Raw genomic sequence first — 23,410 nt, 5'->3', positions numbered from 1 at the left:
CCGGCTGCCATCATCCCGGTCATGCCCGCCGCATCGGTCACCGCCGTCCTGGTGCACAGCCCCTACCTGGGTCCGGCGACCCTGCGCCCGCTCGCGGACGCGCTCGCCGGGTCCGGCCACCCCGCGTTCCTGCTGGACCTGCTGCCCAGCGTGGTGGCGCCGCCGGTGCACCAGCGGCTGATCGGGGCGTTCGCCGACGCGGTGTCCGAGGCCGGGCTGGCCGGGCCGCTGGCCCTGGTCGGGCACGGCGGGGCCGGGCCGCTGCTGCCCGCGTTCGCCGACGAGCTGGCCGACGCCGGGGGGCTGGACGTGGCCGCGCTGGTCTACCTCGACGCCGAGCTGCCCACGCCGGGGCTGAGCCTGCGCGAGCTGGACCCCGCCCGGTACGCGGCGATGCGCGCCGACGAGGGCCGGTGGGGCGAGGGCGCGGCCGGGCTGGTGGCCGAGCCGGGACTGCGGGCGGCGATCGTCGACGAGCTGCCCGAGGTGCCGCACGCCTACCTCAAGGAGGCCCGGCCGAGCGTGCCGTGGACCGGCCCGACCGGGTACGTCGGCCTGTCACACCCGGCCGACCTGGTCGAGGCGCGGGCGAACGGGTGGCCGACCCGGGACCTGGACCTGCACCACCTGGCGTGCGCGACCACACCGGGGCCGGTCGCGCGCGCCGTGCTGGAGGTGTTCGCCGACCTCGGGATCGGCCCGGTCACGGCAGGGTGAGGATCTCCGCGCCGGAGTCGGTGACCAGGACCGTGTGCTCGAACTGGGCGGTCCAGCTCTTATCCTTGGTGGTGACGGTCCAGTTGTCGTCCCACATGTCCCACTCGATGCCGCCGAGGGTGATCATCGGCTCGATGGTGAAGGTCATGCCCGGCTCGATCTCGGTGCGCACGTTCGTGTCCTCGTAGTGCAGGACGACCAGGCCGCTGTGGAACGAGCGGCCGATGCCGTGGCCGGTGAAGTCGCGGACCACGCCGTAGCCGAAGCGGCGGGCGTAGGCCTCGATCACCCGGCCGACCACGTTGAGCTGGCGGCCGGGCCGGACCGCCTTGATCGCGCGCATGGTGGCCTCGTGCGTGCGCTCCACCAGCAGCCGGTTCTCCTCGGCGACCTCGCCCGCGAGGAAGGTGGCGTTCGTGTCGCCGTGCACGCCGCCGATGAACGCGGTGACGTCGATGTTGACGATGTCGCCGTCCTCGATCACCGTCGAGTCCGGGATGCCGTGGCAGATGACCTCGTTGAGCGAGACGCAGCAGGACTTGGGGAAGCGCCGGTAGCCCAGGGTCGAGGGGTAGGCGTGGTGGTCGAGCAGGAACTCGTGCACCACCGCGTCGATGTCGTCGGTGGTCGCCCCCGGCTTGACCGCCTCGCCACCGGCCCGCAGGGCCCGCGCGGCGATCCGCCCGGCCACCCGCATCGCCTCGACGACCTCGGGCGGCTGCACGTGCGGGTCGGTGTTCTTGCGCGGCGCGGGCTTGTCCACGTACTCCGGCCGCACGATCGACGACGGCACGGCACGGCGCGGGGCCTGCACTCCTGGGCTCAACGGGGTACGCACGGACATGGTCACCACATTACGACCACCCCCGATCGGGGTGTCACCCGACGGCGGCGAGGAACCGGCCGGTCGCGGCGACCGCGGTGCCGGACTGGCCGACGTCGGTGAGCAGCACGGCGAACGCCAGGTCACCGCGGTAGCCGACGAACCAGCCGTGCGAGCGCGTGCCGTCGCCGAACTGGGCGGTGCCGGTCTTGCCGCGCACGTCGCCGTAGGGGGCCAGCGCGCCCGCGGTGCCGCCCGCCACGACCTCGCGCATCATGCCGCGCACCTGCTCCAGCACGGCGGCGGGCAGCGGCTCCTGCTGCTCGTCGACCTGGGTCTCGGCCCCGCGCACCAGCACCGGCTTGGGCACCGACCCGGACGCCACGGTGGCGGTGACCACCGCCATGCCGAACGGGCTGGCCACGACCTTGCCCTGGCCGAAGCCGTCCTCGGCGCGCTCGTTGACGTCCGAGGCCGCGGGCACGGAACCGGTGATGGTGGTGATCCCGGGCACCACGTAGTCCAGGCCCAGGCCCAGCTTCTTCGCCATGGCGGTCAGGTCGCCCGCGCCCATCCTGGTGGCCAGGTCGGCGAAGGTGGTGTTGCAGGAGAAGGCGAAGGCGCTGCGCAGCGGGACGACACCCTTGTCGAACCTGCCGCTGTTGGGGATCTCCCGGCCGTTGACCACGATCGCGGGCGGGCAGCCCAGGGGCGTCTCACCGGTGACCGTGCCCGCCGCGATGGCCTGCGCGGCGGTGACGATCTTGAAGGTGGAGCCCGGCGGGTAGCGGCCGGTGAGCGCGAGCTGGCCCGCCGCGTCGGCCGGGGCGTTCTGCGCCACGGCGAGCAGGTCGCCGGTGGAGGGCTGGATGGCCACGAGCATCGACGGGGTGGCCTCGCCCGCGATCGCGGCCTGCGCGGCCTGCTGCACCCGGGTGCTCAGCGCCAGGCTGACCGCCTTGGCAGGCTCGGCGGGCTTGTCGTGCAGCACCTGGCTCTCGTTGCCCGCGCTGTCGACGGTGTAGACCCGCCACCCGGCCTTGCCCTGCACCTGGTCCTCGATCACCTTGCGGACGGCGGGCATCAGGGTGGGCGCGAGGGCGCGGTCGGCGGGCAGCAGCCGCGACTCGGCGGGGAAGCGGACGCCGGGCAGGTCGTAGATGAGCGACTTGACCTTCTGGTAGTCGGCGTCGCGCAGCGCCACCACCTGGTAGCCGCCCGCGCCCGCCGCCTTGGCGCCGTCGAGGATGCTCTGCGCGGTGATCGTCGGGTCGATCCCGGACAACGCCTGCGCCAGTTGACCGGCGATGGCGTTCGCGTCCCCCGCCTCGGCCTGGTCGAACAGCACCGAGACGACCCGCTCCGGGTTCAGCACCGGGGTGCCGTCGCGGTCGAGCACCGGCGCCAGGGTCGCCTCGGAGTCCTCCACGGCGAGGCTCTGCTGCGCGCCCAACTCCGGGTGCAGCACCGTCGGCGCCCACCGGACCTTCCACGCGTCGTCGCCGCCGATGAGGTCGAAGGAGCTGTCGTAGGTCCACCGCCGGTTGCGGCCGAGGTCCCAGGTGATCTCGAAGGCGGCCCTGGCCGTGCCCTGGCCGGTGTCGACCTTGTCCACCCTGGCGATCACGGTCGAGGGCTTGAGCGCGGTCCGCACCTTGTCCATCAGCGCCCGCGCCGACTCCGGCGAGTCGGTCTGCTGCGAGGCCGTCGCCGAGTCACCCCCGGCGAAGGCGGCCAGGAATTGCTGGGCGGCCTGCTCCGGGCCGGTCTCGGAACCGAACACCCCGCACGCGGACAGCGGCAGGGCGACGAGCAGGGCGGTGAGCAGGGCCGCGGGACGGCGGAGGGAGGCGCGCACGGCGACGAGTATGCCCGCACCCACGTCAGGGTCGGGTCAGAACAGCACCGTGGCGTACTGCCCGACCTGGGTGAACCCGACCCGGTCGTAGACGGCGCGGGCCGGGGTGTTGTAGGCGTTGACGTAGAGGCTGGCGGTGCGCCCCATGGTCGTGACCAGCCGGTTGACCACCGCGGCGGTCCCACCACCGGCCAGCCCCTCACCGCGCCGGTCGGGGTGCACCCACACGCCCTGGATCTGCCCGACGGCACCGGACAGCGCCCCGATCTCGGCCTTGAACACCACGTCGCGGCCGTCGAACCTGGCGAACGCCCGCCCGGCCGCGATCAGCTCGGCGACCCGGGCCCGGTAGCCCGCCCCGCCGTCACCGACCCGGGGGTCGATGCCGACCTCCTCGATGAACATGGCGATCGCCGCGGGCAGGTACCGCTCCAGCTCCTCCGGCCGCACCGGCCGCACCAGCGGGTCGGGCGCGACCCGGGGCGGCTCGGAGATGGCCATCAGCGGCTGGTCCGCCCGCACCTCGCGGGCCGGGCCCCAGTCGTTCTCCAACTCCGCCCACAGCCCCAGGACCTGCTCGGCGGGTCCGACCATCGACGAGCACATCCGCCGCCTGCGCACCGCCCGGTCGGCGAACGCCCGCAGCGCCGACCGCTTGCCCCGCAACGGGATCAGGTTCGGCCCGGCGAAGCACAGCGCGTCGAGCCGCCCACCCCCGCGCAGCCCGCGCGGGTCGCACCCCCACACCTCGCCACCGAGGCGCCACGGGTCCAACCCGACCGATTCCACCCGCGACGCGACCATGCAGGACGCCACGGGATCGGCGGTCAGCACGGCGCGCACCGCCTGGTCATCCCGTTCGTCGAGCAGCCTCGCTCCTGCCAGCCGCAACACCCCTCAAGACTGCCAGACAATCCCCGGGTCCGAAATCCGAGGATCACCCAACCCCGGCCGAGCCCCGTCACCGGTGCCCGAACCGGGGCTTCGGCGGGCTAGCCGACGCTGACGACCGGTGCGCCGGTCTCGCCGTCGACCGGTTCGCCCATCTCCTCGGCGATGCGCATTGCCTCTTCGATCAGCGTCTCCACGATCTGGGCCTCCGGCACGGTCTTGATGACCTCGCCGCGCACGAAGATCTGGCCCTTGCCGTTGCCCGAGGCGACGCCGAGGTCGGCCTCGCGGGCCTCGCCGGGGCCGTTGACGACGCAGCCCATGACCGCGACGCGCAGCGGGACCTCCAGGCCCTCCAGCCCGGCGGTGACCTGCTCGGCGAGGGTGTAGACGTCGACCTGGGCCCGCCCGCAGGACGGGCACGACACGATCTCCAGTTTGCGCTGCTTGAGGTTGAGCGATTGCAGGATCTGGATGCCGACCTTGACCTCTTCGACCGGCGGCGCGGACAGCGAGACCCGGATGGTGTCGCCGATGCCCTGGCGCAGCAGCGCGCCGAAGGCCACCGCCGACTTGATCGTGCCCTGGAACGCCGGGCCCGCCTCGGTCACGCCGAGGTGCAGCGGGTAGTCGCACTGCTCGGCCAGCAGCTCGTAGGCCCGGATCATCACGACCGGGTCGTTGTGCTTGACCGAGATCTTGAGGTCGTGGAAGTCGTGCTCGGCGAACAGCGACGCCTCCCACAGCGCCGACTCGGCCAGGGCCTCCGGGGTGGCCTTGCCGTGCTTCTGCAGCAGGCGGGGGTCCAGGGACCCGGCGTTGACGCCGATGCGGATCGGGGTGCCGTGGTCCTTGGCCGCCTGCGCGATCTCCTTGACCTGGTCGTCGAACTTGCGGATGTTGCCCGGGTTGACCCGGACCGCCGCGCACCCGGCCTCGATCGCGGCGAAGACGTACTTGGGCTGGAAGTGGATGTCGGCGATGACCGGGATCTGCGACTTGGCCGCGATCGCGGGCAGGGCCGCCGCGTCGTCCTGCGACGGGCAGGCGACCCGGACGATGTCGCACCCGGCGGCGGTCAGCTCGGCGATCTGCTGCAGCGTCGCGTTGACGTCCGAGGTCAGGGTGGTGGTCATCGACTGCACCGAGATCGGGTGCTCGCTGCCCACGCCCACCGACCCCACCTGCAACTGCCGGGTCTTGCGGCGCTCCGACAACACCGGGGGCGGCATGGGCGGCATGCCGAGCATCACGTCGGACATCGTCTCTTCTGACCTCTCTGCGAACAGCTACTGGGGTAGTCGGATCGGGTTGATCACGTCGGCGGTCACCGTCAGCAGCACGACCGCGCCGCCGAGGATGACGAAGACCATGGTGACCCCCGCGAGCTTGTTGTAGTCGACCGGGCCGCCCGGCGCCTTGCCGCGCAGCTTGCGCAGGGCGTCGCGCACCCGCTCGTAGAGCACCACCGCGATGTGCCCGCCGTCGAGCGGCAGCAGCGGCAGCAGGTTGAACACGCCGACGAAGAAGTTCAGCGCCGCGAGCATCAGCACGAAGATCGACCAGATGCCCTGCTCGGCGGCGTCGGCGCCGATGACGCTGGCGCCGACCACGCTGACCGGCCGCTCCGGGTCGTCCTCGCCGCCGATGGCCCGGACGACCGCGGGGATCTTCTTCGGGAAGTTCATCAGACCTTCCCAGGTCTTGGCGAACATGTCCCCGGTGAACACCAGCGTCCCCCCCAGGGCGGCGCCCCCGCTGTAGGGGACGCTGTCGCTGAGCGAGATACCGACGGCACCGACGCGTTCCAACCTGTTGTCCTGGCTGCCCTTGGTCGCTTCCACCTGGGCCCGCTGGACGGTGGCCACGTCCATCGTCACGGTACGCCGCTCGCCGTCGCGGACGACGTCGAACCGGTTCGGGCCGCTCAGGCCGCGCACCTTGGCGACCATGTCCTTCCAGGTGGAGACGGTCTCGCCGTTGACGGCGACGATCTCGTCACCCTCCTGGATGCCCGCGGCCGCGGCGGGCGAGGGGTCGTTCGGACCGCACTCGGGCAGCGTCAACTCGACCCGGTCCTGAGTCGGCACGGCGCACGCCGTGGCGCCGACGATCGGTCGCAGGTCGGTGTTGGGCAGACCCATGGTGACGGCCATCAAGTACAAGATGATGAAGCCCAGGACGAAGTGCGTCAGCGAACCCGCGGACATCACCACCACGCGCTTCCACGTGGAGTAGCGCCACATCGCCCGGGGCGCCTCTTCGGGTGTCACCGGGTCGAGCGCCGTCATGCCCGCGATGTCACAGAAACCACCACCGGGGATGATCTTCAAGCCGTACTCGGTCTCCCCCCGGCGGAAAGAGAACACCTTCGGGCCGAATCCGATGAAGTACCGGCGCACCTTCATGCCGAAGGCCTTGGCGGTCAGCATGTGACCCGCCTCGTGCAGCGCCACCGACAGCCCGATGCCCAGCGCGAACAGCACCAGCCCCAGCAGCCAAACCACCACGGTCAGTTCCCTCCCTGCCCGGAGACCGGGCCGGCTATCGCGGCGAGCAGTTCGCGCGCCCGGACACGGGCCCAGTGCTCGGCGGCGAGCACCTCGTCCACGTCGCGCGGCGCGCTCGTCCAGGCGCTGGCGTCGTCGAGAACCCTCGACACAGTGTCCACAATTACTGTGAAGGTGGTGTCGCCTCGCAGGAAGGCGGCCACGGCCTCCTCGTTCGCCGCGTTGAACACCGCGGGCAGGCACCCGCCCGCGGTCCCGATCTCGCGGGCGATCCGCACCGCCGGGAAGGTCTCGTCGTCGAGCGGCTCGAAGGTCCACTCGCTCGCGGTGGACCAGTCGCAGGCCCTGGCCGCCCCGGGCACCCGGTCCGGCCAGGCCAGCGCCAGGGCGATCGGCAGCCGCATGTCCGGCGGGCTGGCCTGCGCCAGCGTGGAGCCGTCGGTGAAGGTGACCATGGAGTGCACGATCGACTGCGGGTGCACGACCACGTCGATCCGGTCGTAGGGCACCCCGAACAGCAGGTGCGCCTCGATCAGCTCCAGCGCCTTGTTGACCAGGGTCGCCGAGTTGACCGTGATGACCGGGCCCATCGCCCAGGTCGGGTGCGCCAGCGCCTGCTCGGCGGTGACCCCGGCCAGCTCGGCGCGCTTGCGCCCGCGGAACGGCCCGCCGGATGCGGTGAGCACGAGCCGGTCGACCTCCTCGGCCCGACCGCCGCGCAGCGCCTGCGCCATCGCCGAGTGCTCGGAGTCGACCGGGATGAGCTGCCCGGGCTCGGCCGCGGCCAGCACCAGGGAGCCGCCCGCGATCAGCGACTCCTTGTTCGCCAGGGCCAGCCGGGCGCCGGTGGCCAGCGCCGCCAGCGTGGGGGCCAGGCCGCGGGAGCCGGTGACGCCGTTGAGCACCACGTCCGCGGGCTCGGCGCCGATCAGCTCCAGCAGCGCGTCCGGGCCCGCGTGCACCCGGACGCCGTGCGGTCGGAGCAGGTCGCGCACCTGCTCGGCCGCGCCCGGGTCGGGGACCGCGACGGCGGGGACGCGGTGGCGGACCGCCTGCTCGGCGAGCAGCGCCGGGTCGGAACCACCGGCGGCCAGGCCCGCGACGGTGAACCGGTCGGGGTTGGCCGCGACCACGTCGAGCGCCTGGGTGCCGATGGACCCGGTCGAGCCCAGGAGCAGCACGGAGCGCGGGTCGTCGTCACCGCGCGCGGGGGGAAGTGTCATCCCGGTCATTGTTCCCGACGCCCGGCCTGTCCCCGCACACACGGTCCGCGACCGGGGTGCCCCCGTGCGCGCCCCGGGATACGACCGTTCGGCGCAACCCCGAAAAAAGTTCCCGATCCGCGCTTAGACCGAACGGGATATGGGCATCTCACCGTCAGCACGGAAAGACTTCGGCGAGAACGCCCGAGGTCATGAGGAAGGAGCTTCGATGGGCATCATCGGCTGGATTGTTCTCGGTTTGCTGGCCGGTCTCATCGCCAAGGCCATCATGCCTGGTAAGGACCCGGGTGGCATCATCATCACGATGATCCTCGGCGTTGTCGGCGCCATTATCGGCGGGTTCATCGGGAATGCGATCTTCGGTGGTGGGCTCTCCACCTTCTTCTCGATCCGCACCTGGCTGCTCGCCATTCTCGGCTCGATCATCCTGCTGGGCATCTACCGCCTGGTCACCGGGAACCGGGCACGCGCGTAAGACCCCTGTCACACCCGAGGGCGCCACGGACACCGTGGCGCCCTCGGCGCGTCCCGGTGTGGGACGATTGCGGTGCAGGACGACAGTTCATCGTTGGAGGGTGACGTGGCGGGCACTGGGCTGGAGAAGCGGAAGTCGACCGAGGCCGCGAACACGGTGAGCCCGGTGGACGAGCCGTCCGCCGCGTGGGGCTGGCACGGCGGTTTCCCCAAGGGCACCCTGATCTCGGGGGTGTTCGTCGGCTTGGCCATGTTCGCCATGCTGATCGGCAACCACGAGTCGCACACCGAGGACATCTGGCTGATCGGCACCGGCGTGCTGATCCTCGCGGGCATCGGCTGGAAGATCCACAAGAGCCGCACCGCCTGGCGCCGCTGAGGCTTGTACCGCAGCACCCCCGGCCCGGCCACCGGGCGGGGGCGCCCGACCACGTGCTGGGCACCCGTTGCCACATGCGCATGAGCGCAGTTGTGTCTGACCTGTCACCGCAACGACAGGAAGGCACCCCATGTCCGTCACGGACGAACTGCTCGCCAACAACGCCACCTACGCCGCGTCCTTCTCCGGGCCGCTGCCGCTGCCGCCCGCCAAGGGCGTCGCCGTGCTGGCCTGCATGGACGCCCGGCTCAACGTCTACGGCGCGCTCGGCCTCGCCGAGGGCGAGGCGCACGTGATCCGCAACGCGGGCGGCGTGGTCACCGAGGACGAGATCCGCTCGCTGGCCATCAGCCAGCGGCTGCTGGGCACCCGGGAGATCATCCTCATCCACCACACCGACTGCGGGATGCTCACCTTCACCGACCAGGACTTCCGCGACAGCATCCAGGAGGACACGGGCGTGCGCCCCACCTGGTCGGCGGAGGCGTTCGGCGACCTCGAAGGCGACGTCCGCCAGTCCGTCGCCCGGATCAAGGCCAGCCCGTTCGTCCCGCACACCGACCAGGTCCGCGGCTTCGTCTTCGACGTGGCGACGGGCAAGCTCAACGAGGTCTCCTGACCCCGGTCGGGACCACCAGGGCCCCGCCTGCGGCTGCGGCTCACCGTCAGTGCCGCGGTGAGCCGCCCCGGTCAGCCCGCCACGGCCCGAGCGCCCCGCGCTCCCGCCGCCTGCTCCACAACACCCCGTCGTCGGTCACCGCGTAGTAGTCGACGACGTCCCCCTCCGGGCTCGCCACCGACACGTCCCGGGCCCGACCGGGCAGCTCCAGGTCCACCCACGCCGACCACCGGCCCCCGACCAGGAACGCGGCCAGGACCCCACCGCCCGCGTCGGCCACGACCGCCGCCGTCCCGGTGTCGGTCCGCACGCTCGCCATGGCCCGGGGCCCGCGGTCGCGCAACCGCCCCGCGCCCCGCACCGCCCCGACCACGGCCGCGACCAGGTGCCGGGACACACCCGGCGATGTCCGAAACCCCGACTCGATCAGCACTCCCCCAGCGTCGCACCCACCCGCTGAGGCGTTACTCAGCCCTCGGCGGCGAGCTGGCCGCAGGCGGCGGCGATCTCCTGGCCGCGGGTGTCGCGGACCGTGCAGGACACGCCCTGGGCGTTGACCCGGCGGACGAACTCGCGCTCGACCGGCTTGGGGCTGGCGTCCCACTTGCTGCCCGGGGTCGGGTTGAGCGGGATGACGTTGACGTGCGCCAGCGGGCCGAGGTGCTTGTGCAGCAGCCTGCCCAGCAGGTCGGCGCGCCACGGCTGGTCGTTCACGTCGCGGATGAGGGCGTACTCGATGGACACGCGGCGGCCGGTGCGGTCGGCGTAGAGGCGGGCGGCGTCGAGGACCTCGGCGACCTTCCAGCGGGTGTTGACCGGGACCAGGGTGTCGCGCAGCTCGTCGTCCGGGGTGTGCAGGGAGACGGCGAGGCGGACGCTGAGGCCCTCCTCGGCGAGCTTGCGGATGGCCGGGACCAGGCCGACCGTGGAGACGGTGACCGAGCGCTGGGAGATGCCCAGGCCCGCGGGCGCGGGGTCGCAGATGCGGTGCACGGCGTCGATGACCCGGCGGTAGTTGGCCAGCGGTTCGCCCATGCCCATGAACACGATGTTCGACAGCCGACCCGGTTCGCCCAGTTCGCCGTCGCGCATCGCGGCCGCGGCGGCGCGGACCTGGTCGACGATCTCGGCCGTGGACAGGTTGCGCTGCAGGCCGCCCTGGCCGGTGGCGCAGAACGGGCAGGCCATGCCGCACCCGGCCTGGCTGGACACGCACAGCGTCACCCGGTCCGGGTAGCGCATGAGGACGCTCTCGACCAGCGTGCCGTCGTGCGCGCGCCACAGCGTCTTGCGGGTGGTGTTGTCGTCGCAGGCCACGTGCCGGACGACGCTGAGCAGCGGGGGCAGCAGCTCGTCGGCGAGCCGGTCGCGGCTGGCGGCCGGGATGTCGGTCATCGCGTCGCGGTCGGCGGTGAGCCTGGCGAAGTAGTGGGTGGAGAGCTGGTTCGCCCGGAACGCCTTCTCCCCCAGGTCGGTGACCGCGTCGCGCCGCTGCTCGGTGGACAGGTCGGCGAGGTGGCGCGGCGGCAGGCCGCGCTTGGGGGCGTCGAAGACGAGCGGGAGTGAGGTCATAACCAGTCCATTCTCCCACGCCCGCGGGTGTGCTCTCACCGGGTCGTCGGAGGGACCGCCTCGCCCTGCTCGCAGTTCTCGGTGGCGGCGGCCGCGTCCCTGAGCCGGTCCGGCAGGTCGATGTTGTCCACGGCGGTGAGCGCGGCTTCGAAGCCGCGCAGGCCGGTGCCGAAGCGGTCGATGGCGGAGCCGTACACCTCGGGGGTCAGCGGCTCCGCTGCGGTCACCTCGTCGCGGGCGGTGGCCACGGCGCTGCGGCCCTGGGCCAGGCCGTCGATGAGCTTGCCGAGGTTGGGGTCGATTTCCGGGGCGGGCGAGGGCACCAGCGAGCGGTAGTCGGCCAGCGCCGCGTCGAGCACGCCGATGAACCTGCCGGTCGTGTCGAGGAACTGCTTCTTGAGCACGGCGGGGTCGCTGGAGCTCGTCGGCTGCTGGGTGGTCTCCGCGGCGGTGACCAGCAGCTTGCCGGTGCCGCAGAACTTCTCCATCCAGCGCACGTCGTCCGGGTCGGCCTCGGGCGGGGCCGACGTGGTGGCCGTCGGGTCGGCCTCCCGCACCGCGACCGCGGTCCCCGAGGTCGGCCGGGCGCAGCCTGCGGCCAGCAGCGCGGCGCAGAGCACCGCCGCCATTCCCACCCTCATGCCGCCTCCGACGCGTCCGCCCCGAGCGGGGTTCCCCCGAGTATGACAGCGGTCACCGATACTCATCGTTGCATCACGATAGCTTCCGATATATCGTTGACCTATCGCGAGCTACCGCTGGCGACAACCACAACACACAGCCAGAACCCAGGAGTGAACAATGCGAACCACCGACCACCGGCGCGGACCCTGGCGCCGACACGACCACCACGGCCACCCCTTCGCGGGCCACGGCCCCCACTTCGACCCGGAGGCCGAGATGACCCCGCCGCCCTTCCCCCCGTTCCCGCCCGGTGCCCCCTTCCCGCCCTTCGGCGGGCACGGCGGCCGGGACGGGCGCGGTGGCCCATTTCCCGGCGGCCGAGACGGGCGCGGCGGCCCGTTCCCCGGCAGCCGGGGCGGGCACCGGCGCGGCCGGGGCGACGTGCGCGCCGCCCTGCTGGCGCTGCTGACCGAACGGCCGATGCACGGCTACGAGATGATCCAGGAGATCGCCGCCCGCAGCGGCGGCTACTGGAAGCCCAGCCCCGGCTCCGTCTACCCCACCCTGCAACTGCTCGCCGACGAAGGCCTCGTCCGCGGCGTCGACAGCGAGGGCGGCAAGCGCCTGTTCGAGTTGACCGAGGAGGGCGCCGCCGCCGCGGCCAGGCTCGGCGACACCCCGCCGTGGGAGCAGGTCAACCAGGGCGTCGACCCCGTCGAGCACACCCTGCGCAACTCCCTGGGCCAGATCATGGGCGCGGCGCAAGCCGTGGCGCAGGCCGCCTCGGCGGAGCAGAAGTCCCGCGCGGTCGAGATCCTCGACAACGCCCGCCGAGACCTCTACGCCCTCCTCGGCGAGTCCGATTCGACCCCGACCGCGGAGTGATCACCGGGTCCGCGGGGTCCGGCGGGTGACCGCCGGACCCCGCTGCCGGAGGGCTCAGCGGAGGATGAGACCGGTGGGCTTGCGGCGGGTCAGGACCCGGTAGCCGACCGGGATCTCCAGGCCGGGGGTCTCGGCGATGGCCCGGGCGGCGACCGGCTGGGAGAACTCGATGCGCAGCACCGCCTCCAGGGTCTTGCGGTCCGCGAAGCGCCACGTCGTGCTCACGCGGTAGCGGGTGAACCCCTCGATCTCGAAGAAGCGGTCGACCTCGACCGGGTCGTAGGTGGGCAGGTCCGCGCGCAGCCAGCGCCCGTACGGGGCGTACAGGCCGTCCAGGTCGACGATGACCAGGGTGCCGCCGGGGCGCAGTGCCCGGTCCGCCTCGCGCAGGCCCTGCTCGCAGCCCGGGCCGAAGAAGTACGCCGTGCGCGCGTGCGCGACGTCGAAGGACCCGTCGGCGACCGGCAGGTCCTGGGCGGACCCCAGGACGGCGGCGACGCCGGTCCGGCCCGCGATCCTGGTCACCGCCCGCTCCACGAGCGGGGGGTGCGGCTCCACGCCCAGCACGCTGCGTGCGCGTTCGGCGAACCTGGGCAGGTGGAAACCGTCACCGCAGCCGATGTCGAGAACGTCACCATTCCACGGGCACAGGCTGTCCAGGAGTGACCAAATCGAACCGTCGACGTCCTGGGCGCGGTTCTCGGCCTCGTAGAGGTCCGGCCAGTGCCAGATGTTGGGGCTGGGCAGCACCGACCCCGCCCGCAGCGACGTGACGATGCGTGACATCAACCCCATGGCGACAGCAAAGCACACCGCGTGCTTTCGGCGGCTGACTAGACCACTCGATCGGGTTAACGTCGGCGGCCAGGAGGTCGTCATCATGTCGATGGACGCGATCAGCGCACTCGAAGAGATCCCGGACGGTATGCCCGGCAAGCCCTGCTGGGTGGAGCTGGCCACACCGGACCCGCGCACGGCGTCGGAGTTCTACGCGGGCCTGTTCGGCTGGGCGTTCCGCGTGGGCGAGGACGGCTACGTCATGGCCTACGTCGACGACGTGCCGGTGGCGGGCCTGCACGTGCCGCTGGGCGAGCAGCCGAACCGGTGGACGCTGTACCTGTCCGTCGGCGACACCGCGAACACCGCCGAGCGGGTCGTGCAGCTCGGCGGCGCGGTGCTCAGCGAACCGACCGAGGTCCCCGGCCAGGGCGGGCTGCTGGTGGCCGCCGATCCCAGCGGGGCCGCCATCGGCTTCTGGCGCCGGGACCGCGACCTGCGGCTGGGCACCGGGTTCCCCGGCGCGTTCACCTGGGCCGAGCTGAACACCTGGGACGGGGCGGCGGCGGACGCGTTCTACAGCGCCCTGTTCGACTACGAGGTCGTCCAGATGGGCGACGGGCAGGCCTTCGACTACACGAGCTGGGTCGTGCGCGGCGAGGAGGTGCTCGGCAGGCTGCGGATGGGGTCGGAGTTCCCGCCGGAGCAGGAGCCGCACTGGATGGTCTTCTTCGAGGTCGACCCGCTCTCGGGCACCGACCGGGTGGCGAGCCGGGCCCAGCAGCTCGGCGGCCGGGTCGTGGTGCCGCCGTTCGACTCCCCGTTCGGCCGGGCCGCCGTGCTCGCCGACACCACGGGCGCGGAGTTCACCGTGCTCGACCGCACCGACGCGCTGCCGGTCGTGGTCGAGGACGAGATCGGCGCCCCGGTGGACTACGACGACTGAGGGTCAGGCGGGTACGAAGAGGCCGAGCAGCAGCCAGGACACCACGGCCGAGGGCAGCAGGGAGTCCATCCGGTCCATCAGGCCGCCGTGACCGGGCAGCAGCGTGCCCATGTCCTTCACGCCCAGGTCGCGCTTGATCACCGACTCCACCAGGTCGCCCAGCGTCGCGGTGGGGACCAGCGCCATGCCGAACAGCACGCCCTGCCACCACTGCCCGTCGAGCAGCAGCGTCACCGTCAGCGCGCCCGCGGCGATCCCGGCGACCATGGACCCGGCGAAGCCCTCCCAGGACTTCTTCGGGCTGATCACCGGGGCCATCGGGTGCCTGCCGAACAGCACGCCCGCGATGTAGCCGCCGGTGTCGGAGCTGACCACCAGGATGAGGAAGCACACCACCCGGTAGATGCCGTCATCGGGCAGGACGAGCATCGCCGCGAACGAGGCGAACAGCGGCACGTACGCCAGTGCGAACACCGCCGCGCTGGTGTCGCGCAGGTAGCCGTCGACGCCGCCGCGCAACCGCCACAGCAGGCACACCAGGACGGTGACGGCGAACGCGGCGAACACCCCGGCCCGCCCGAACGGCCAGGCCAGCCACACCATCGCCTGGCCGCCCAGCAGCACCGGCCACAGCGGCACGGCGATGCCCGCGCCGCGCTTGAGCGCGCCCGCCAGCTCCCAGGTCGACACGGCGACGGCGAGCGCCACGACGCCGATGAACACGTGCCGGACCAGGAACAGCGAGAGCAGCACCACCGCCCCGAGCGTCACCCCGACCCCGATCGCGGCGGGCAGGTTGCGCCCCGCCCGCGAGGCCTTCGGCGCCCCCTCGGCGGCCGTCGAGGTCACCGGGACACCCCCCGCGACCTCTTCGAGTGATCCATGCTCCAGCTCTCCCACCGGTCCGGCCATCGCGCTCTCCCCTCCGCACCCCCGAGGGGGTCAGACCTCGAGGAGGTCGGCTTCCTTGCGCTTGACGATCTCGTCGATCTGCGCGACGTACTTGTCGGTGAGGTTCTGCAGTTCCTTCTCGGCCCTGGTGACGTCGTCCTCGCCGGACTCGCCGTCCTTGACCAGGCGGTCGAGTTCGTCCTTGGCCTTGCGCCGCACGCCGCGGATGGAGACCTTGGCGTCCTCGCCCTTGCCGCGGGCGATCTTGACCATGTCCCGGCGGCGCTCCTCGGAGAGCTGCGGGATCACGATCCGGATGATCGTGCCGTCGTTGGACGGGTTCACGCCCAGGTCGGAGTCGCGGATGGCCTTCTCGATCGGTCCGAGCTGGCTGGCGTCGAACGGCTTGACCACGGCCATCCTGGCCTCGGGGATCGCGATGCTCGCGAGCTGGTTGAGCGGGGTCATCGCGCCGTAGTACTCCACCACGATCCGGGAGAACATGTTCGGGTTCGCCCGGCCGGTCCGGATCGAGGCCAGCTCGTTCTGGGCCACGGAGACCGTGGACTCCATCTTCTCCTCGGCTTCGAAGAGTGTGTCGTCGATCAAGGGGGGCTCCTCGTTACTCACGCGGTGGGCGTACTGACCAGCGTGCCGATCCTCTCACCACGCACCGCGCGGGCGATGTTCCCCTCCGTCAGGAGGTTGAACACGATGATCGGCATGTTGTTGTCCATGCACAGGCTGAACGCGGTGGCGTCGGCGACCTTGAGGTCGCGTTCGAGCACCTCGCGGTGGGTGATCTCGGTGAACATCTTCGCGCCGGGGGTGGTCCTGGGGTCGGCGTCGAACACCCCGTCGACGGCCTTGGCCATCAGCACGGCTTCGCAGCCGATCTCCAGGGCGCGCTGGGCGGCGGCGGTGTCGGTGGAGAAGTAGGGCATGCCGACCCCGCAGCCGAAGATCACCACTCGGCCCTTCTCCAGGTGCCGCTCGGCCCGGCGCGGGATGTAGGGCTCGGCGACCTGGCCCATGGTGATGGCGGTCTGCACCCTGGTGTCGATGCCTTCCTTCTCCAGGAAGTCCTGCAGCGCCAGGCAGTTCATCACGGTGCCCAGCATCGCCATGTAGTCGGCCCGGTCGCGGTCCATGCCGCGCTGGCTGAGCTCGGCGCCGCGGAAGAAGTTGCCGCCGCCGATGACGATCGAGGTCTGCACCCCGCCGCGCACCACGTCGGCGATCTGGCGGGCGACGGTGAGGACCACGTCGGGGTCGACCCCGATGCTGCCACCGCCGAACATCTCGCCGCCGAGCTTGAGCAGCACCCGCTTGAAGCCGCCGTCGCGGATCGCGCCGTCGTTGGCAGTCACGTCAACACCCTCCTCGTGACTCTGCCCCGCCCTCGGGGTCCGGGGGCGGGGCAGAGCGTCGGTCACGTCGTGGCCCTCGGTCAGGACTGGCCGACCTCGAACCGGGCGAAGCGGGTCACGGTGACGCCCGCCTCCTCCAGCACGGCCTTGACGGTCTTCTTCGAGTCCAGCACGGAGGACTGCTCCAGCAGGACGACGTCCTTGTAGAAGCCGTTGACCCGACCCTCGACGATCTTGGGCAGGGCCCCCTCGGGCTTGCCCTCCTCGCGGGCGGTCTCCTCGGCGATGCGGCGCTCGCTGGCCACCAGGTCGGCGGGGACCTCGTCGCGGGTGACGAAGCGGGGCTTCATCGCCGCGATCTGCATGGCGGCGGCGCGGGCCGCCTCCTCGCCCCCACCGGTGTACTCGACCAGCACGCCCACGGCGGGCGGCAGGTCGGAGGAGCGGCGGTGCAGGTAGGTGCTGACGGTGCCGGTGAAGGCGGCCGCGCGGCGCAGCTCCAGCTTCTCGCCGATCTTGGCCGAGAGGGCCTGCACGGCCTCCTCGACGGTGCCCTCGCCGAGCGGGGCGGCCTTGAGCGAGTCGAGGTCGGCGGCACCGGCGGTCTTGCCCGCGGCGACGATCCGGTCGGCCAGCTCGATGAACTCGTCGTTCTTGGCGACGAAGTCGGTCTCGCAGTTCAGCTCGACGATGACCCCGTCGGCTGCGGCGACCAGGCCCTGGGCGGTGGCGCGCTCGGCGCGCTTGCCCACGTCCTTGGCGCCCTTGATGCGCAGGATCTCGATGGCCTTGTCGAAGTCGCCGTCCGTCTCGGTCAGCGCCTTCTTGCAGTCCATCATCCCGGCGCCGGTCAGGTCCCGGAGCCTCTTGACGTCGGCCGCGGTGAAGTTCGACATCGCGTCTTTTCCGTCCTTCTTATTTCTGACTTGCGCGCGTGGAGGTGCTGGTGGGGCGGGGACCCGTCGCCGGGCCCCCGCCCCATCGGGATCAGGACTCGGTCGGGGCGGGGGCCTCGGCCGGAGCGGCGTCCGGGGTCGCGGCGTCGACGGCGGCGACGGCCTGCTGACCGTCGGCCGCGGCGGTCTCGGCGCCGACGAGCAGCTCCTTCTCCCACTCGGCCAGCGGCTCGGAACCGGCTTCCGGCTTGTCCGAACCGCCACCGCGGGCACCGGAGCGGGCCATCAGACCGGCGGCGGCGGCCTCGGCCACGACCTTGGTCAGCAGCGCGGCGGAGCGGATCGCGTCGTCGTTGCCCGGGATCGGGTAGTCGACCTCGTCCGGGTCGCAGTTCGTGTCGAGGATCGCCACGATCGGGATGTTGAGCTTGCGCGCCTCGCCGACGGCGATGTGCTCCTTCTTGGTGTCCACGATCCAGATGGCGGAGGGGACCTTCGCCATGTCGCGGATACCGCCGAGGGTGCGCTCCAGCTTGTCCTTCTCACGGGTGAGCATCAGGATCTCCTTCTTGGTGAGACCCTGGAAGCCACCCGTCTGCTCCATCGACTCCAGCTCCTTGAGGCGCTGGAGGCGCTTGTGCACGGTGGTGAAGTTGGTGAGCATGCCACCCAGCCAGCGCTGGTTCACGTAGGGCATGCCGACGCGGAGCGCCTCGTTGGCGATGGCCTCCTGCGCCTGCTTCTTCGTGCCGACGAACAGGATGTGGCCGCCGTGGGCGACCGTCTCCTTGACGAACTCGTACGCGCGGTCGATGTAGGTCAGCGTCTGCCGCAGGTCGATGATGTAGATACCGTTGCGGTCGGTGAGGATGTAGCGCTTCATCTTCGGGTTCCAGCGTCGGGTCTGGTGCCCGAAGTGCACGCCGGAGTCCAGCAGCTGCTTCATGGTGACGACGGCCATGGCCGGGTTCGCACCTCTTCGTTCCGGGCACGACGGGGCCGAGGGGCCCTGTCGCGCGTTCTCGGTTGTCGCCGTGGACCGGTGGTCCACCGCCCTGGTGCGGTGCGGGACGACCGGACCCGCCGGCTGCTCGGATCGAGCACCCACCGGGACCGCCGGACGTCCGTGTTCGCGGCCCTGAGTCGACCGCGGAGCGCACTGCACGCGAAGTCATCCAGTGTCGCCACCGGATGCGCTCGGAAGTGTACGCCGGGACACGGTCAGCCGAAGAATCGGAGCCCGGGTTGTCCCCAACCCGCTGAGTTGTCCACAGGCCCGCGCCGGGGGCTGACACCGCGCCCGGCGCCCGCCAGCCTGGTCCCATGACCGCTGACCCGCGCTCCCGGACCCTGCTGCCGGTGCTGCCCGTCGCGTTGCTGGTGGCGCTGTTCGTGGTGGCGCTGTTCGCGGTGCCGCCCGCTTCCGGCACCGCCCCGCGCGCGGGGCCGCCGACCGCCCGCTTCGGCTGGCCGCTGGCACCGCCGCCGGTGGTGGCGCGACCGTTCGAGCCGCCCGCCTCGCCGTACGGCCCCGGCCACCGCGGCGTCGACCTGCCGGGCACCCCCGGCCAGGCGGTGCTGGCGGCGGGGGCCGGGGTGGTCGCGTTCGCCGGGCAGGTCGCCGGGCGCGGGGTGGTGTCGGTGGACCACGACCCGGACCTGCGCACCACCTACGAACCGGTGGGCGCGGCGGTCGCCGCCGGGGTCCGGGTCCGCCTCGGCGACCCCCTCGGCGTCCTGCTGCCGGGCCACGGCGGCTGCCCGGCGGCACCGGCGTGCCTGCACTGGGGCCTGCGGCGGGGCGCGGGGTACCTGGACCCGCTGCTGCTGGTCCGGCCCGCCCGGGTCCGGCTGCTGCCGGTGCCCCGCTCAGACGTCGGCGGTCTCCAGGAGCTTGGCGCGCAGGCGCAGCACGGCCCGGGTGTGCAACTGGCAGACCCGCGACTCGGTGACGCCGAGGACGCGGCCGATCTCGGCCAGGGTGAGGTTCTCGAAGTAGTACAGCGTCACCACCACCCGGTCGCGCTCCACCAGCAGGCCGATGGCCTCGGCGAGGGCGCGGCGGTTGTCCTGGTCGACCAGCAGCGCCACCGGGTCCTCGGCGGTCTCGTCCTCGAGGATGTCGGCCAGCGAGTTCGCGCCCCGCCCGGCGGCGGCCAGCTCGTCGAGCGCGACCACGCTGGTGAGCTGGAGCTGGGCGTAGACGTCGTGCAGCTCGTCGACGGTGAGGCCGAGTTCGCCCGCCAGCTCGTGGTCGTTCGGGGTGCGCTGGAGCTTGGCGCCGAGCCGCTCGATGCCGCGCTCGACCTCGCGGGCCCGGCCGCGCACGGTGCGGGGCACCCAGTCCTGGGCGCGCAGGTCGTCGAGGATCGCGCCGCGGATGCGCTGCATGGCGTAGGTCTCGAACTTGAGGCCGCGCTCGGGCTCGAACTTCTCGATCGCGTCGACCAGGCCGAAGATGCCGGACTGGATCAGGTCGGAGACCTCGACGTGCGCGGGCAGGCCGGTGCCGACCCGGCCCGCGACGTACTTGACCAGCGGGGCGTAGTGCAGCACCAGCCGGTCGCGCAGGGCGTGGTCGCGGTGCTGCCCGTAGGCCCGCCAGAGCGCGACGATGCCCGCTTCGACGTCGTCTGCCGTCCGGTTGTCCCCGGGGAGGACACCGGCCGCCACGCCTTCCCCGAAGAGGGCATGGCCGTTCACCTGGTTCTGCGCGCCCGCGGGCGGATTCGCCCCCGGCGCCCCAGATCCGTCCCCCGGCTCAGCCGGAACGAGGGTGGGTTCGGTCATGGATCGCCTTCAGCCGTTCGACGGTCACGTGGGTGTAGAGCTGCGTGGTTGCGAGCGTAGCGTGACCGAGTAGCTCCTGGACGCTACGAAGGTCGGCGCCTCCTTCGAGCAAGTGTGTTGCCGCAGAGTGACGAAGCCCGTGCGGGCCCATGTCCGGAGCCCCGTCCACGGCCCCCACGGCGAGGTGCACGATACGCCGTACGGCGGTGCTGTGGAGGCGTCCGCCCCGCGCGCCCAACCACAGTGCCGGTGGTGAATCCGCCCGCGCCAGGGACGGACGCCCCTGGCGCAGCCAGGCCTCGAGCGCCGCGGCGGCGGGGGCGCCGAAGGGCACCGCCCGCTCCTTCGACCCCTTGCCCAGCACCCGGGCCAGCCGGTCGCCGAGATCGATGTCGTCGACGTCGAGCCCGCACAGCTCCGACACCCGCACACCGGTCGCGTACAGCACTTCCACGAGGGCGTGATCACGCAACGCCACCGGATCAAGTTCCCGCGCGCCCGCCGCGGAGGCCGCCATGAGCCCCTCCGCCTGGTCCTGCCGCAGCACCGCGGGCAGGGTCCGGTGCCGCTTCGGCGCCACCAGGCGCAGCCCCGGGTCCGCCGCCAGGTGTCCCCGCCGGTGCGCCCACGCGGTGAACGTCCGGGCCGCCGCCGCCCGCCGCGCCAGCGTCGTCCGACCGGCCCCCGCGGCCCGCTGGGCGGCGAGCCAGCCGCGCAGCGCGGTCAGGTCCAGCCCCACCCCGCCGAGGTCCGCCCGCACCGGCCGACGGCCTCGGTCACTCGATTCAGCAAGGCCGGTTTTCCCCTCTTCTCCCTCATCCACCGGTGACAAAACATCACCCGTTCGGGGTGTCGTATGCGCAGAAGTTGAATCGAGCACACCCAGCGTGAACCCCATCAGGAGCACCACGTCCCCCAGGTAGGCGCGGACCGTGTGCGCGGACAACCCGCGCTCCAGCGCCAGGTGCCGTTCGTACTGGTCCAACACCGCCCGGACCGGCTCGGGCAGCGCGCCCCGAACCCGTCCCAGATCCACTCGCGACCGACCGGGAGCACCCACCCCGCCAACGCTGTGCCACCTCACCCCGCGCGTCAAGCACCGCCACGCCCGTAGCACGCGGGACCGACGGGAACGGTGCCCGGGAGATCGACACCGGCCAGGTTGTCCACAACCCCGGAATCCCTCCACAGGTCCGCGGCACCCCTGGGCACCGCCGCGCCGCGGGGGCACCGTCGACAGCAGCACCCGATCCGACAGGAGAGCACCATGCAGGCACCGCACATCGCCCTCGGCAGGCGCGGCGAGGACATCGCCGCCCGGTACCTGGCCACCACCGGCCTGGTCGTGCTGGACCGCAACTGGCGCTGCGACCTCGGCGAACTCGACGTCGTCTGCGCCAACGGCGACGGGCTCGTCTTCTGCGAGGTCAAGACCCGGTCCGGCACCGGCTTCGGCACCCCGGCCGAGGCGGTCGACGACGCCAAGGCCGCGCGCGTGCGCGACCTCGCGGTCCGCTGGCGGGTCGAGCACGGGATCAGACCGTGCCCGACCCGGTTCGACATCGTCTCGGTGCTGCTGCGCCCGGAGCGCACGGCCGAGGTGCGGCACCTGCGCGGGGCCTTCTGATGGTGCTGGCGAAGGTGTGGTCGGTGGCCCTGCACGGCGCCGACGGGGTCACCGTGGAGGTCGAGGCCGACATCGGCGGCGGCAAGCCCGGCATCCACATCGTCGGGCTGCCCGACGCGGCGCTGAACGAGGCGAAGGACCGGGTGCGGGCGGCGGTGCGCAACAGCGGGCTGCGCTGGCCCGACCAGCTCGTCACCCTCGCGCTGTCCCCCGCCGACCTGCACAAGTCCGGTTCCGGCTACGACCTCGCGCTGGCGGTGTCGGTGCTGATCGCCGACGGCCGGGCGCCCGCCGAGCGGTTCGCGGGCACGGTCCTGCTCGGCGAGCTGGCCCTCGACGGCAGGCTGCGCAGCGTCCGCGGCGTGCTGCCCCGGCTGCTGACCGCCCGCCGTGGCGGGCACACCCGGGCCATCGTCCCCCGGTCCGCGCTCGCCGAGGCGTCCCTGGTCGACGACCTGGAGATCCTCGGCGCGGACCGGCTCACCGACGTCGTCGCCTGGGCCACCGGCACGGCCGACGCCCTCAGCGCGCCCGAGCCGGGCGCCGAGCGGGCGGGCGACCCGCCACCGGACCTGGCCGACGTGGTCGGCCAGCCGGACGCCCGCTGGGCGCTGGAGGTCGCGGCGGCGGGCGGGCACCACCTGCTGCTCACGGGCCCGCCCGGCACCGGCAAGACGATGCTCGCCCGCCGCCTCCCCGGCCTGCTCCCCCGGCTGCCCCGCGAACAGGCGCTGGAGGTGACCGCCGTGCACTCGGTGGCGGGGGCGCTGGCCGCCGACTCCCCGCTGGTGACGGTGCCCCCGTTCATCGCCCCGCACCACAGCGCCTCCACCCCCGCCCTCGTCGGCGGCGGGGTCGGTCTCGCGAAACCCGGCGCCATCAGCAGGGCCCACAACGGGGTCCTCTTCCTCGACGAGGCCTGCGAGTTCGCGGCCGACCGGTTGGAGGCCCTGCGCACCGCCCTGGAGGAGGGGGAGGTCCGGCTCGCCCGCCGCGACGGGGTGGTGCGCTACCCGGCGCGCTTCCAGCTGGTGTTGGCGACGAACACCTGTCCCTGCGCGCCGCCGAGGGAAGCGGACTGCACCTGTTCGCCGCACGCCAGGCGGAGGTACCTCGCGCGGCTCTCCGGGCCGCTGCTGGACCGCGTGGACGTGCGGGTGCGGATGCGGCCCAGCACCGCGGTGGCCCAGGCACCCGACCAGGTCACCGAACCGACGGAGGTGGTCCGGGCGCGGGTCCAGGAGGCCAGGGCGCGGGCGGCGCACCGGTGGGCCGCGCACGGGTGGCGCACCAACGCCGAGGTCCCCGGACCGGCGCTGCGGCGCCACTTCCCGCTGCCGCGGGAGTCGACGGCGCTGCTGGAGGCGGGCCTGGCCCGGGGCGTGCTCACCGCGCGGGGTGCCGACCGGTGCGCCCGGCTCGCCTGGACCGTCGCCGACCTGGCGGGCGCCGCACCACCGACAGCCCAGCACGTCGCCACCGCCCTGCACTTCCGCGGCCACCACACCCCGACGGCCTGACCCGGCCGGAACGCACCG

Annotated in this window: 25 protein-coding genes and 1 pseudogene; 9 read left to right on the top strand and 17 right to left on the bottom strand. The window is 72.6% G+C overall.

The features are described 5' to 3' along the window. The first annotated feature begins 21 nt into the window (after positions 1-21). Entirely contained in the window at positions 22-717 is a 696-nt protein-coding gene (locus UO65_RS09720) for a hypothetical protein (protein WP_035280856.1), read from the top strand. Here the strand turns inward: UO65_RS09720 and map are convergent. From map to dxr, 6 genes are all read right to left on the bottom strand, one after another. Then, on the bottom strand, positions 704-1,561 hold the full coding sequence (gene map / locus UO65_RS09715) for a type I methionyl aminopeptidase (protein ID WP_035281018.1): 858 nt from the start codon (positions 1,559-1,561) through the stop codon (positions 704-706). The two genes, UO65_RS09720 and map, sit on opposite strands and share 14 nt — an antisense overlap. A gap of 34 nt (positions 1,562-1,595) precedes the next feature. Then, a complete protein-coding gene (locus tag UO65_RS09710; protein WP_035281016.1) occupies positions 1,596-3,398 on the bottom strand; it encodes a penicillin-binding transpeptidase domain-containing protein in 1,803 nt (600 codons plus the stop codon). A 36-nt stretch (positions 3,399-3,434) separates the two neighbouring features. After that, a complete protein-coding gene (locus tag UO65_RS09705) occupies positions 3,435-4,292 on the bottom strand; it encodes a GNAT family N-acetyltransferase (protein WP_035280854.1) in 858 nt (285 codons plus the stop codon). A gap of 98 nt (positions 4,293-4,390) precedes the next feature. Continuing rightward, positions 4,391-5,530: a flavodoxin-dependent (E)-4-hydroxy-3-methylbut-2-enyl-diphosphate synthase gene (gene ispG, locus UO65_RS09700; protein WP_035281014.1), complete on the bottom strand. Its 1,140-nt coding sequence runs from the start codon at positions 5,528-5,530 to the stop codon at positions 4,391-4,393. 48 nt (positions 5,531-5,578) lie between these two features. Continuing rightward, complete coding sequence (locus tag UO65_RS09695) at positions 5,579-6,799, bottom strand: M50 family metallopeptidase (RefSeq protein ID WP_035280852.1); 1,221 nt, start codon at positions 6,797-6,799, stop codon at positions 5,579-5,581. 2 nt (positions 6,800-6,801) lie between these two features. Continuing rightward, the gene (gene dxr / locus UO65_RS09690) at positions 6,802-8,031 is read right to left on the bottom strand and encodes a 1-deoxy-D-xylulose-5-phosphate reductoisomerase (RefSeq protein ID WP_035280850.1); all 1,230 of its coding nucleotides are present in this window, start codon (positions 8,029-8,031) and stop codon (positions 6,802-6,804) included. A 199-nt stretch (positions 8,032-8,230) separates the two neighbouring features. Between dxr and UO65_RS09685 the strand changes: the two genes are divergently transcribed. From UO65_RS09685 to UO65_RS09675, 3 genes are all read left to right on the top strand, one after another. Then, entirely contained in the window at positions 8,231-8,497 is a 267-nt protein-coding gene (locus UO65_RS09685) for a GlsB/YeaQ/YmgE family stress response membrane protein (protein ID WP_035280849.1), read from the top strand. A gap of 105 nt (positions 8,498-8,602) precedes the next feature. Further along, positions 8,603-8,875, top strand: coding sequence for a DUF2631 domain-containing protein (locus UO65_RS09680; protein WP_035281011.1), 273 nt, complete (start codon positions 8,603-8,605; stop codon positions 8,873-8,875). A 130-nt stretch (positions 8,876-9,005) separates the two neighbouring features. Further along, positions 9,006-9,494: a beta-class carbonic anhydrase gene (locus UO65_RS09675; protein ID WP_035280846.1), complete on the top strand. Its 489-nt coding sequence runs from the start codon at positions 9,006-9,008 to the stop codon at positions 9,492-9,494. A gap of 46 nt (positions 9,495-9,540) precedes the next feature. On the opposite strand, the gene UO65_RS09670 is transcribed toward UO65_RS09675, so the two are convergent. The 3 genes from UO65_RS09670 to UO65_RS09660 form a co-directional block, all read right to left on the bottom strand. Continuing rightward, positions 9,541-9,891, bottom strand: coding sequence for a hypothetical protein (locus UO65_RS09670; protein ID WP_035280844.1), 351 nt, complete (start codon positions 9,889-9,891; stop codon positions 9,541-9,543). A gap of 71 nt (positions 9,892-9,962) precedes the next feature. Further along, positions 9,963-11,066 (bottom strand): dual-specificity RNA methyltransferase RlmN, encoded by a 1,104-nt coding sequence (rlmN, locus tag UO65_RS09665; RefSeq protein ID WP_035280842.1) that lies wholly within the window; start codon positions 11,064-11,066, stop codon positions 9,963-9,965. A gap of 35 nt (positions 11,067-11,101) precedes the next feature. Continuing rightward, entirely contained in the window at positions 11,102-11,707 is a 606-nt protein-coding gene (locus tag UO65_RS09660; RefSeq protein WP_152552039.1) for a hypothetical protein, read from the bottom strand. Between the two features lie 160 nt (positions 11,708-11,867). Here UO65_RS09660 and UO65_RS09655 point away from each other — a divergent pair, with 160 nt between their 5' ends. Further along, on the top strand, positions 11,868-12,575 hold the full coding sequence (locus UO65_RS09655; protein WP_233427507.1) for a PadR family transcriptional regulator: 708 nt from the start codon (positions 11,868-11,870) through the stop codon (positions 12,573-12,575). Positions 12,576-12,629: 54 nt separating this feature from the next. On the opposite strand, the gene UO65_RS09650 is transcribed toward UO65_RS09655, so the two are convergent. Beyond that, positions 12,630-13,370, bottom strand: a complete 741-nt coding sequence (locus tag UO65_RS09650) for a class I SAM-dependent methyltransferase (protein ID WP_110082010.1) — start codon at positions 13,368-13,370, stop codon at positions 12,630-12,632. Between the two features lie 85 nt (positions 13,371-13,455). On the opposite strand from UO65_RS09650, the gene UO65_RS09645 reads away from it, so the two are divergent. Then, a complete protein-coding gene (locus tag UO65_RS09645; RefSeq protein ID WP_035280839.1) occupies positions 13,456-14,298 on the top strand; it encodes a VOC family protein in 843 nt (280 codons plus the stop codon). Positions 14,299-14,301: 3 nt separating this feature from the next. On the opposite strand, the gene UO65_RS09640 is transcribed toward UO65_RS09645, so the two are convergent. The 5 genes from UO65_RS09640 to rpsB form a co-directional block, all read right to left on the bottom strand. Beyond that, a complete protein-coding gene (locus tag UO65_RS09640) occupies positions 14,302-15,210 on the bottom strand; it encodes a phosphatidate cytidylyltransferase (protein WP_084175425.1) in 909 nt (302 codons plus the stop codon). A 30-nt stretch (positions 15,211-15,240) separates the two neighbouring features. Then, positions 15,241-15,798: a ribosome recycling factor gene (gene frr, locus UO65_RS09635; RefSeq protein WP_035280835.1), complete on the bottom strand. Its 558-nt coding sequence runs from the start codon at positions 15,796-15,798 to the stop codon at positions 15,241-15,243. Between the two features lie 17 nt (positions 15,799-15,815). Further along, positions 15,816-16,559 carry a UMP kinase gene (pyrH, locus tag UO65_RS09630; RefSeq protein ID WP_110082011.1) on the bottom strand — a complete coding sequence of 248 codons (744 nt, stop codon included), beginning with the start codon at positions 16,557-16,559 and terminating at the stop codon, positions 15,816-15,818. An 80-nt stretch (positions 16,560-16,639) separates the two neighbouring features. Further along, the gene (tsf, locus tag UO65_RS09625; protein WP_035280833.1) at positions 16,640-17,455 is read right to left on the bottom strand and encodes a translation elongation factor Ts; all 816 of its coding nucleotides are present in this window, start codon (positions 17,453-17,455) and stop codon (positions 16,640-16,642) included. 91 nt (positions 17,456-17,546) lie between these two features. Then, the gene (gene rpsB / locus UO65_RS09620; RefSeq protein WP_035280831.1) at positions 17,547-18,416 is read right to left on the bottom strand and encodes a 30S ribosomal protein S2; all 870 of its coding nucleotides are present in this window, start codon (positions 18,414-18,416) and stop codon (positions 17,547-17,549) included. 362 nt (positions 18,417-18,778) lie between these two features. Between rpsB and UO65_RS34500 the strand changes: the two are divergent. Next, positions 18,779-19,264, top strand: a pseudogene (locus UO65_RS34500) (peptidoglycan DD-metalloendopeptidase family protein); the annotation flags it as partial. 60 nt (positions 19,265-19,324) lie between these two features. Here UO65_RS34500 and UO65_RS09615 read toward each other — a convergent pair. Next, positions 19,325-20,245, bottom strand: a complete 921-nt coding sequence (locus tag UO65_RS09615) for a FliA/WhiG family RNA polymerase sigma factor (RefSeq protein WP_084175424.1) — start codon at positions 20,243-20,245, stop codon at positions 19,325-19,327. Further along, positions 20,217-21,275 carry a tyrosine-type recombinase/integrase gene (locus tag UO65_RS09610; protein ID WP_035281004.1) on the bottom strand — a complete coding sequence of 353 codons (1,059 nt, stop codon included), beginning with the start codon at positions 21,273-21,275 and terminating at the stop codon, positions 20,217-20,219. Before UO65_RS09610 ends, UO65_RS09615 begins: the two co-directional genes overlap by 29 nt. A 237-nt stretch (positions 21,276-21,512) precedes the next feature. Here UO65_RS09610 and UO65_RS09605 point away from each other — a divergent pair, with 237 nt between their 5' ends. Together UO65_RS09605 and UO65_RS09600 are read left to right on the top strand one after the other, a co-directional pair. Continuing rightward, complete coding sequence (locus UO65_RS09605; protein ID WP_035280826.1) at positions 21,513-21,872, top strand: YraN family protein; 360 nt, start codon at positions 21,513-21,515, stop codon at positions 21,870-21,872. Beyond that, a complete protein-coding gene (locus tag UO65_RS09600; RefSeq protein WP_035280824.1) occupies positions 21,872-23,392 on the top strand; it encodes a YifB family Mg chelatase-like AAA ATPase in 1,521 nt (506 codons plus the stop codon). Before UO65_RS09605 ends, UO65_RS09600 begins: the two co-directional genes overlap by 1 nt. The last annotated feature ends 18 nt before the right edge of the window (positions 23,393-23,410 follow it).

Origin of the sequence: Actinokineospora spheciospongiae (assembly GCF_000564855.1) — a bacterium.
GTDB classification, from domain to species: Bacteria; Actinomycetota; Actinomycetes; order Mycobacteriales; family Pseudonocardiaceae; genus Actinokineospora; species Actinokineospora spheciospongiae.
This window is presented reverse-complemented; position numbering and strand designations above follow the sequence as displayed.

Excerpts from the sequence above, each read along its gene's own strand:
- UO65_RS09720 (WP_035280856.1), top strand. The coding sequence starts at position 22 with ATGCCCGCCGCATCGGTCACCGCCGTCCTGGTGCACAGCCCCTACCTG.
- map (WP_035281018.1), bottom strand. The coding sequence starts at position 1,561 with ATGTCCGTGCGTACCCCGTTGAGCCCAGGAGTGCAGGCCCCGCGCCGT.
- ispG (WP_035281014.1), bottom strand. The coding sequence starts at position 5,530 with ATGCCGCCCATGCCGCCCCCGGTGTTGTCGGAGCGCCGCAAGACCCGG.
- dxr (WP_035280850.1), bottom strand. The coding sequence starts at position 8,031 with ATGACCGGGATGACACTTCCCCCCGCGCGCGGTGACGACGACCCGCGC.
- UO65_RS09685 (WP_035280849.1), top strand. The coding sequence starts at position 8,231 with ATGGGCATCATCGGCTGGATTGTTCTCGGTTTGCTGGCCGGTCTCATC.
- UO65_RS09675 (WP_035280846.1), top strand. The coding sequence starts at position 9,006 with ATGTCCGTCACGGACGAACTGCTCGCCAACAACGCCACCTACGCCGCG.
- rlmN (WP_035280842.1), bottom strand. The coding sequence starts at position 11,066 with ATGACCTCACTCCCGCTCGTCTTCGACGCCCCCAAGCGCGGCCTGCCG.
- UO65_RS09660 (WP_152552039.1), bottom strand. The coding sequence starts at position 11,707 with ATGAGGGTGGGAATGGCGGCGGTGCTCTGCGCCGCGCTGCTGGCCGCA.
- UO65_RS09655 (WP_233427507.1), top strand. The coding sequence starts at position 11,868 with ATGCGAACCACCGACCACCGGCGCGGACCCTGGCGCCGACACGACCAC.
- UO65_RS09650 (WP_110082010.1), bottom strand. The coding sequence starts at position 13,370 with ATGGGGTTGATGTCACGCATCGTCACGTCGCTGCGGGCGGGGTCGGTG.
- UO65_RS09645 (WP_035280839.1), top strand. The coding sequence starts at position 13,456 with ATGTCGATGGACGCGATCAGCGCACTCGAAGAGATCCCGGACGGTATG.
- UO65_RS09640 (WP_084175425.1), bottom strand. The coding sequence starts at position 15,210 with ATGGCCGGACCGGTGGGAGAGCTGGAGCATGGATCACTCGAAGAGGTC.
- tsf (WP_035280833.1), bottom strand. The coding sequence starts at position 17,455 with ATGTCGAACTTCACCGCGGCCGACGTCAAGAGGCTCCGGGACCTGACC.
- rpsB (WP_035280831.1), bottom strand. The coding sequence starts at position 18,416 with ATGGCCGTCGTCACCATGAAGCAGCTGCTGGACTCCGGCGTGCACTTC.
- UO65_RS09615 (WP_084175424.1), bottom strand. The coding sequence starts at position 20,245 with ATGACCGAACCCACCCTCGTTCCGGCTGAGCCGGGGGACGGATCTGGG.
- UO65_RS09605 (WP_035280826.1), top strand. The coding sequence starts at position 21,513 with ATGCAGGCACCGCACATCGCCCTCGGCAGGCGCGGCGAGGACATCGCC.
- UO65_RS09600 (WP_035280824.1), top strand. The coding sequence starts at position 21,872 with ATGGTGCTGGCGAAGGTGTGGTCGGTGGCCCTGCACGGCGCCGACGGG.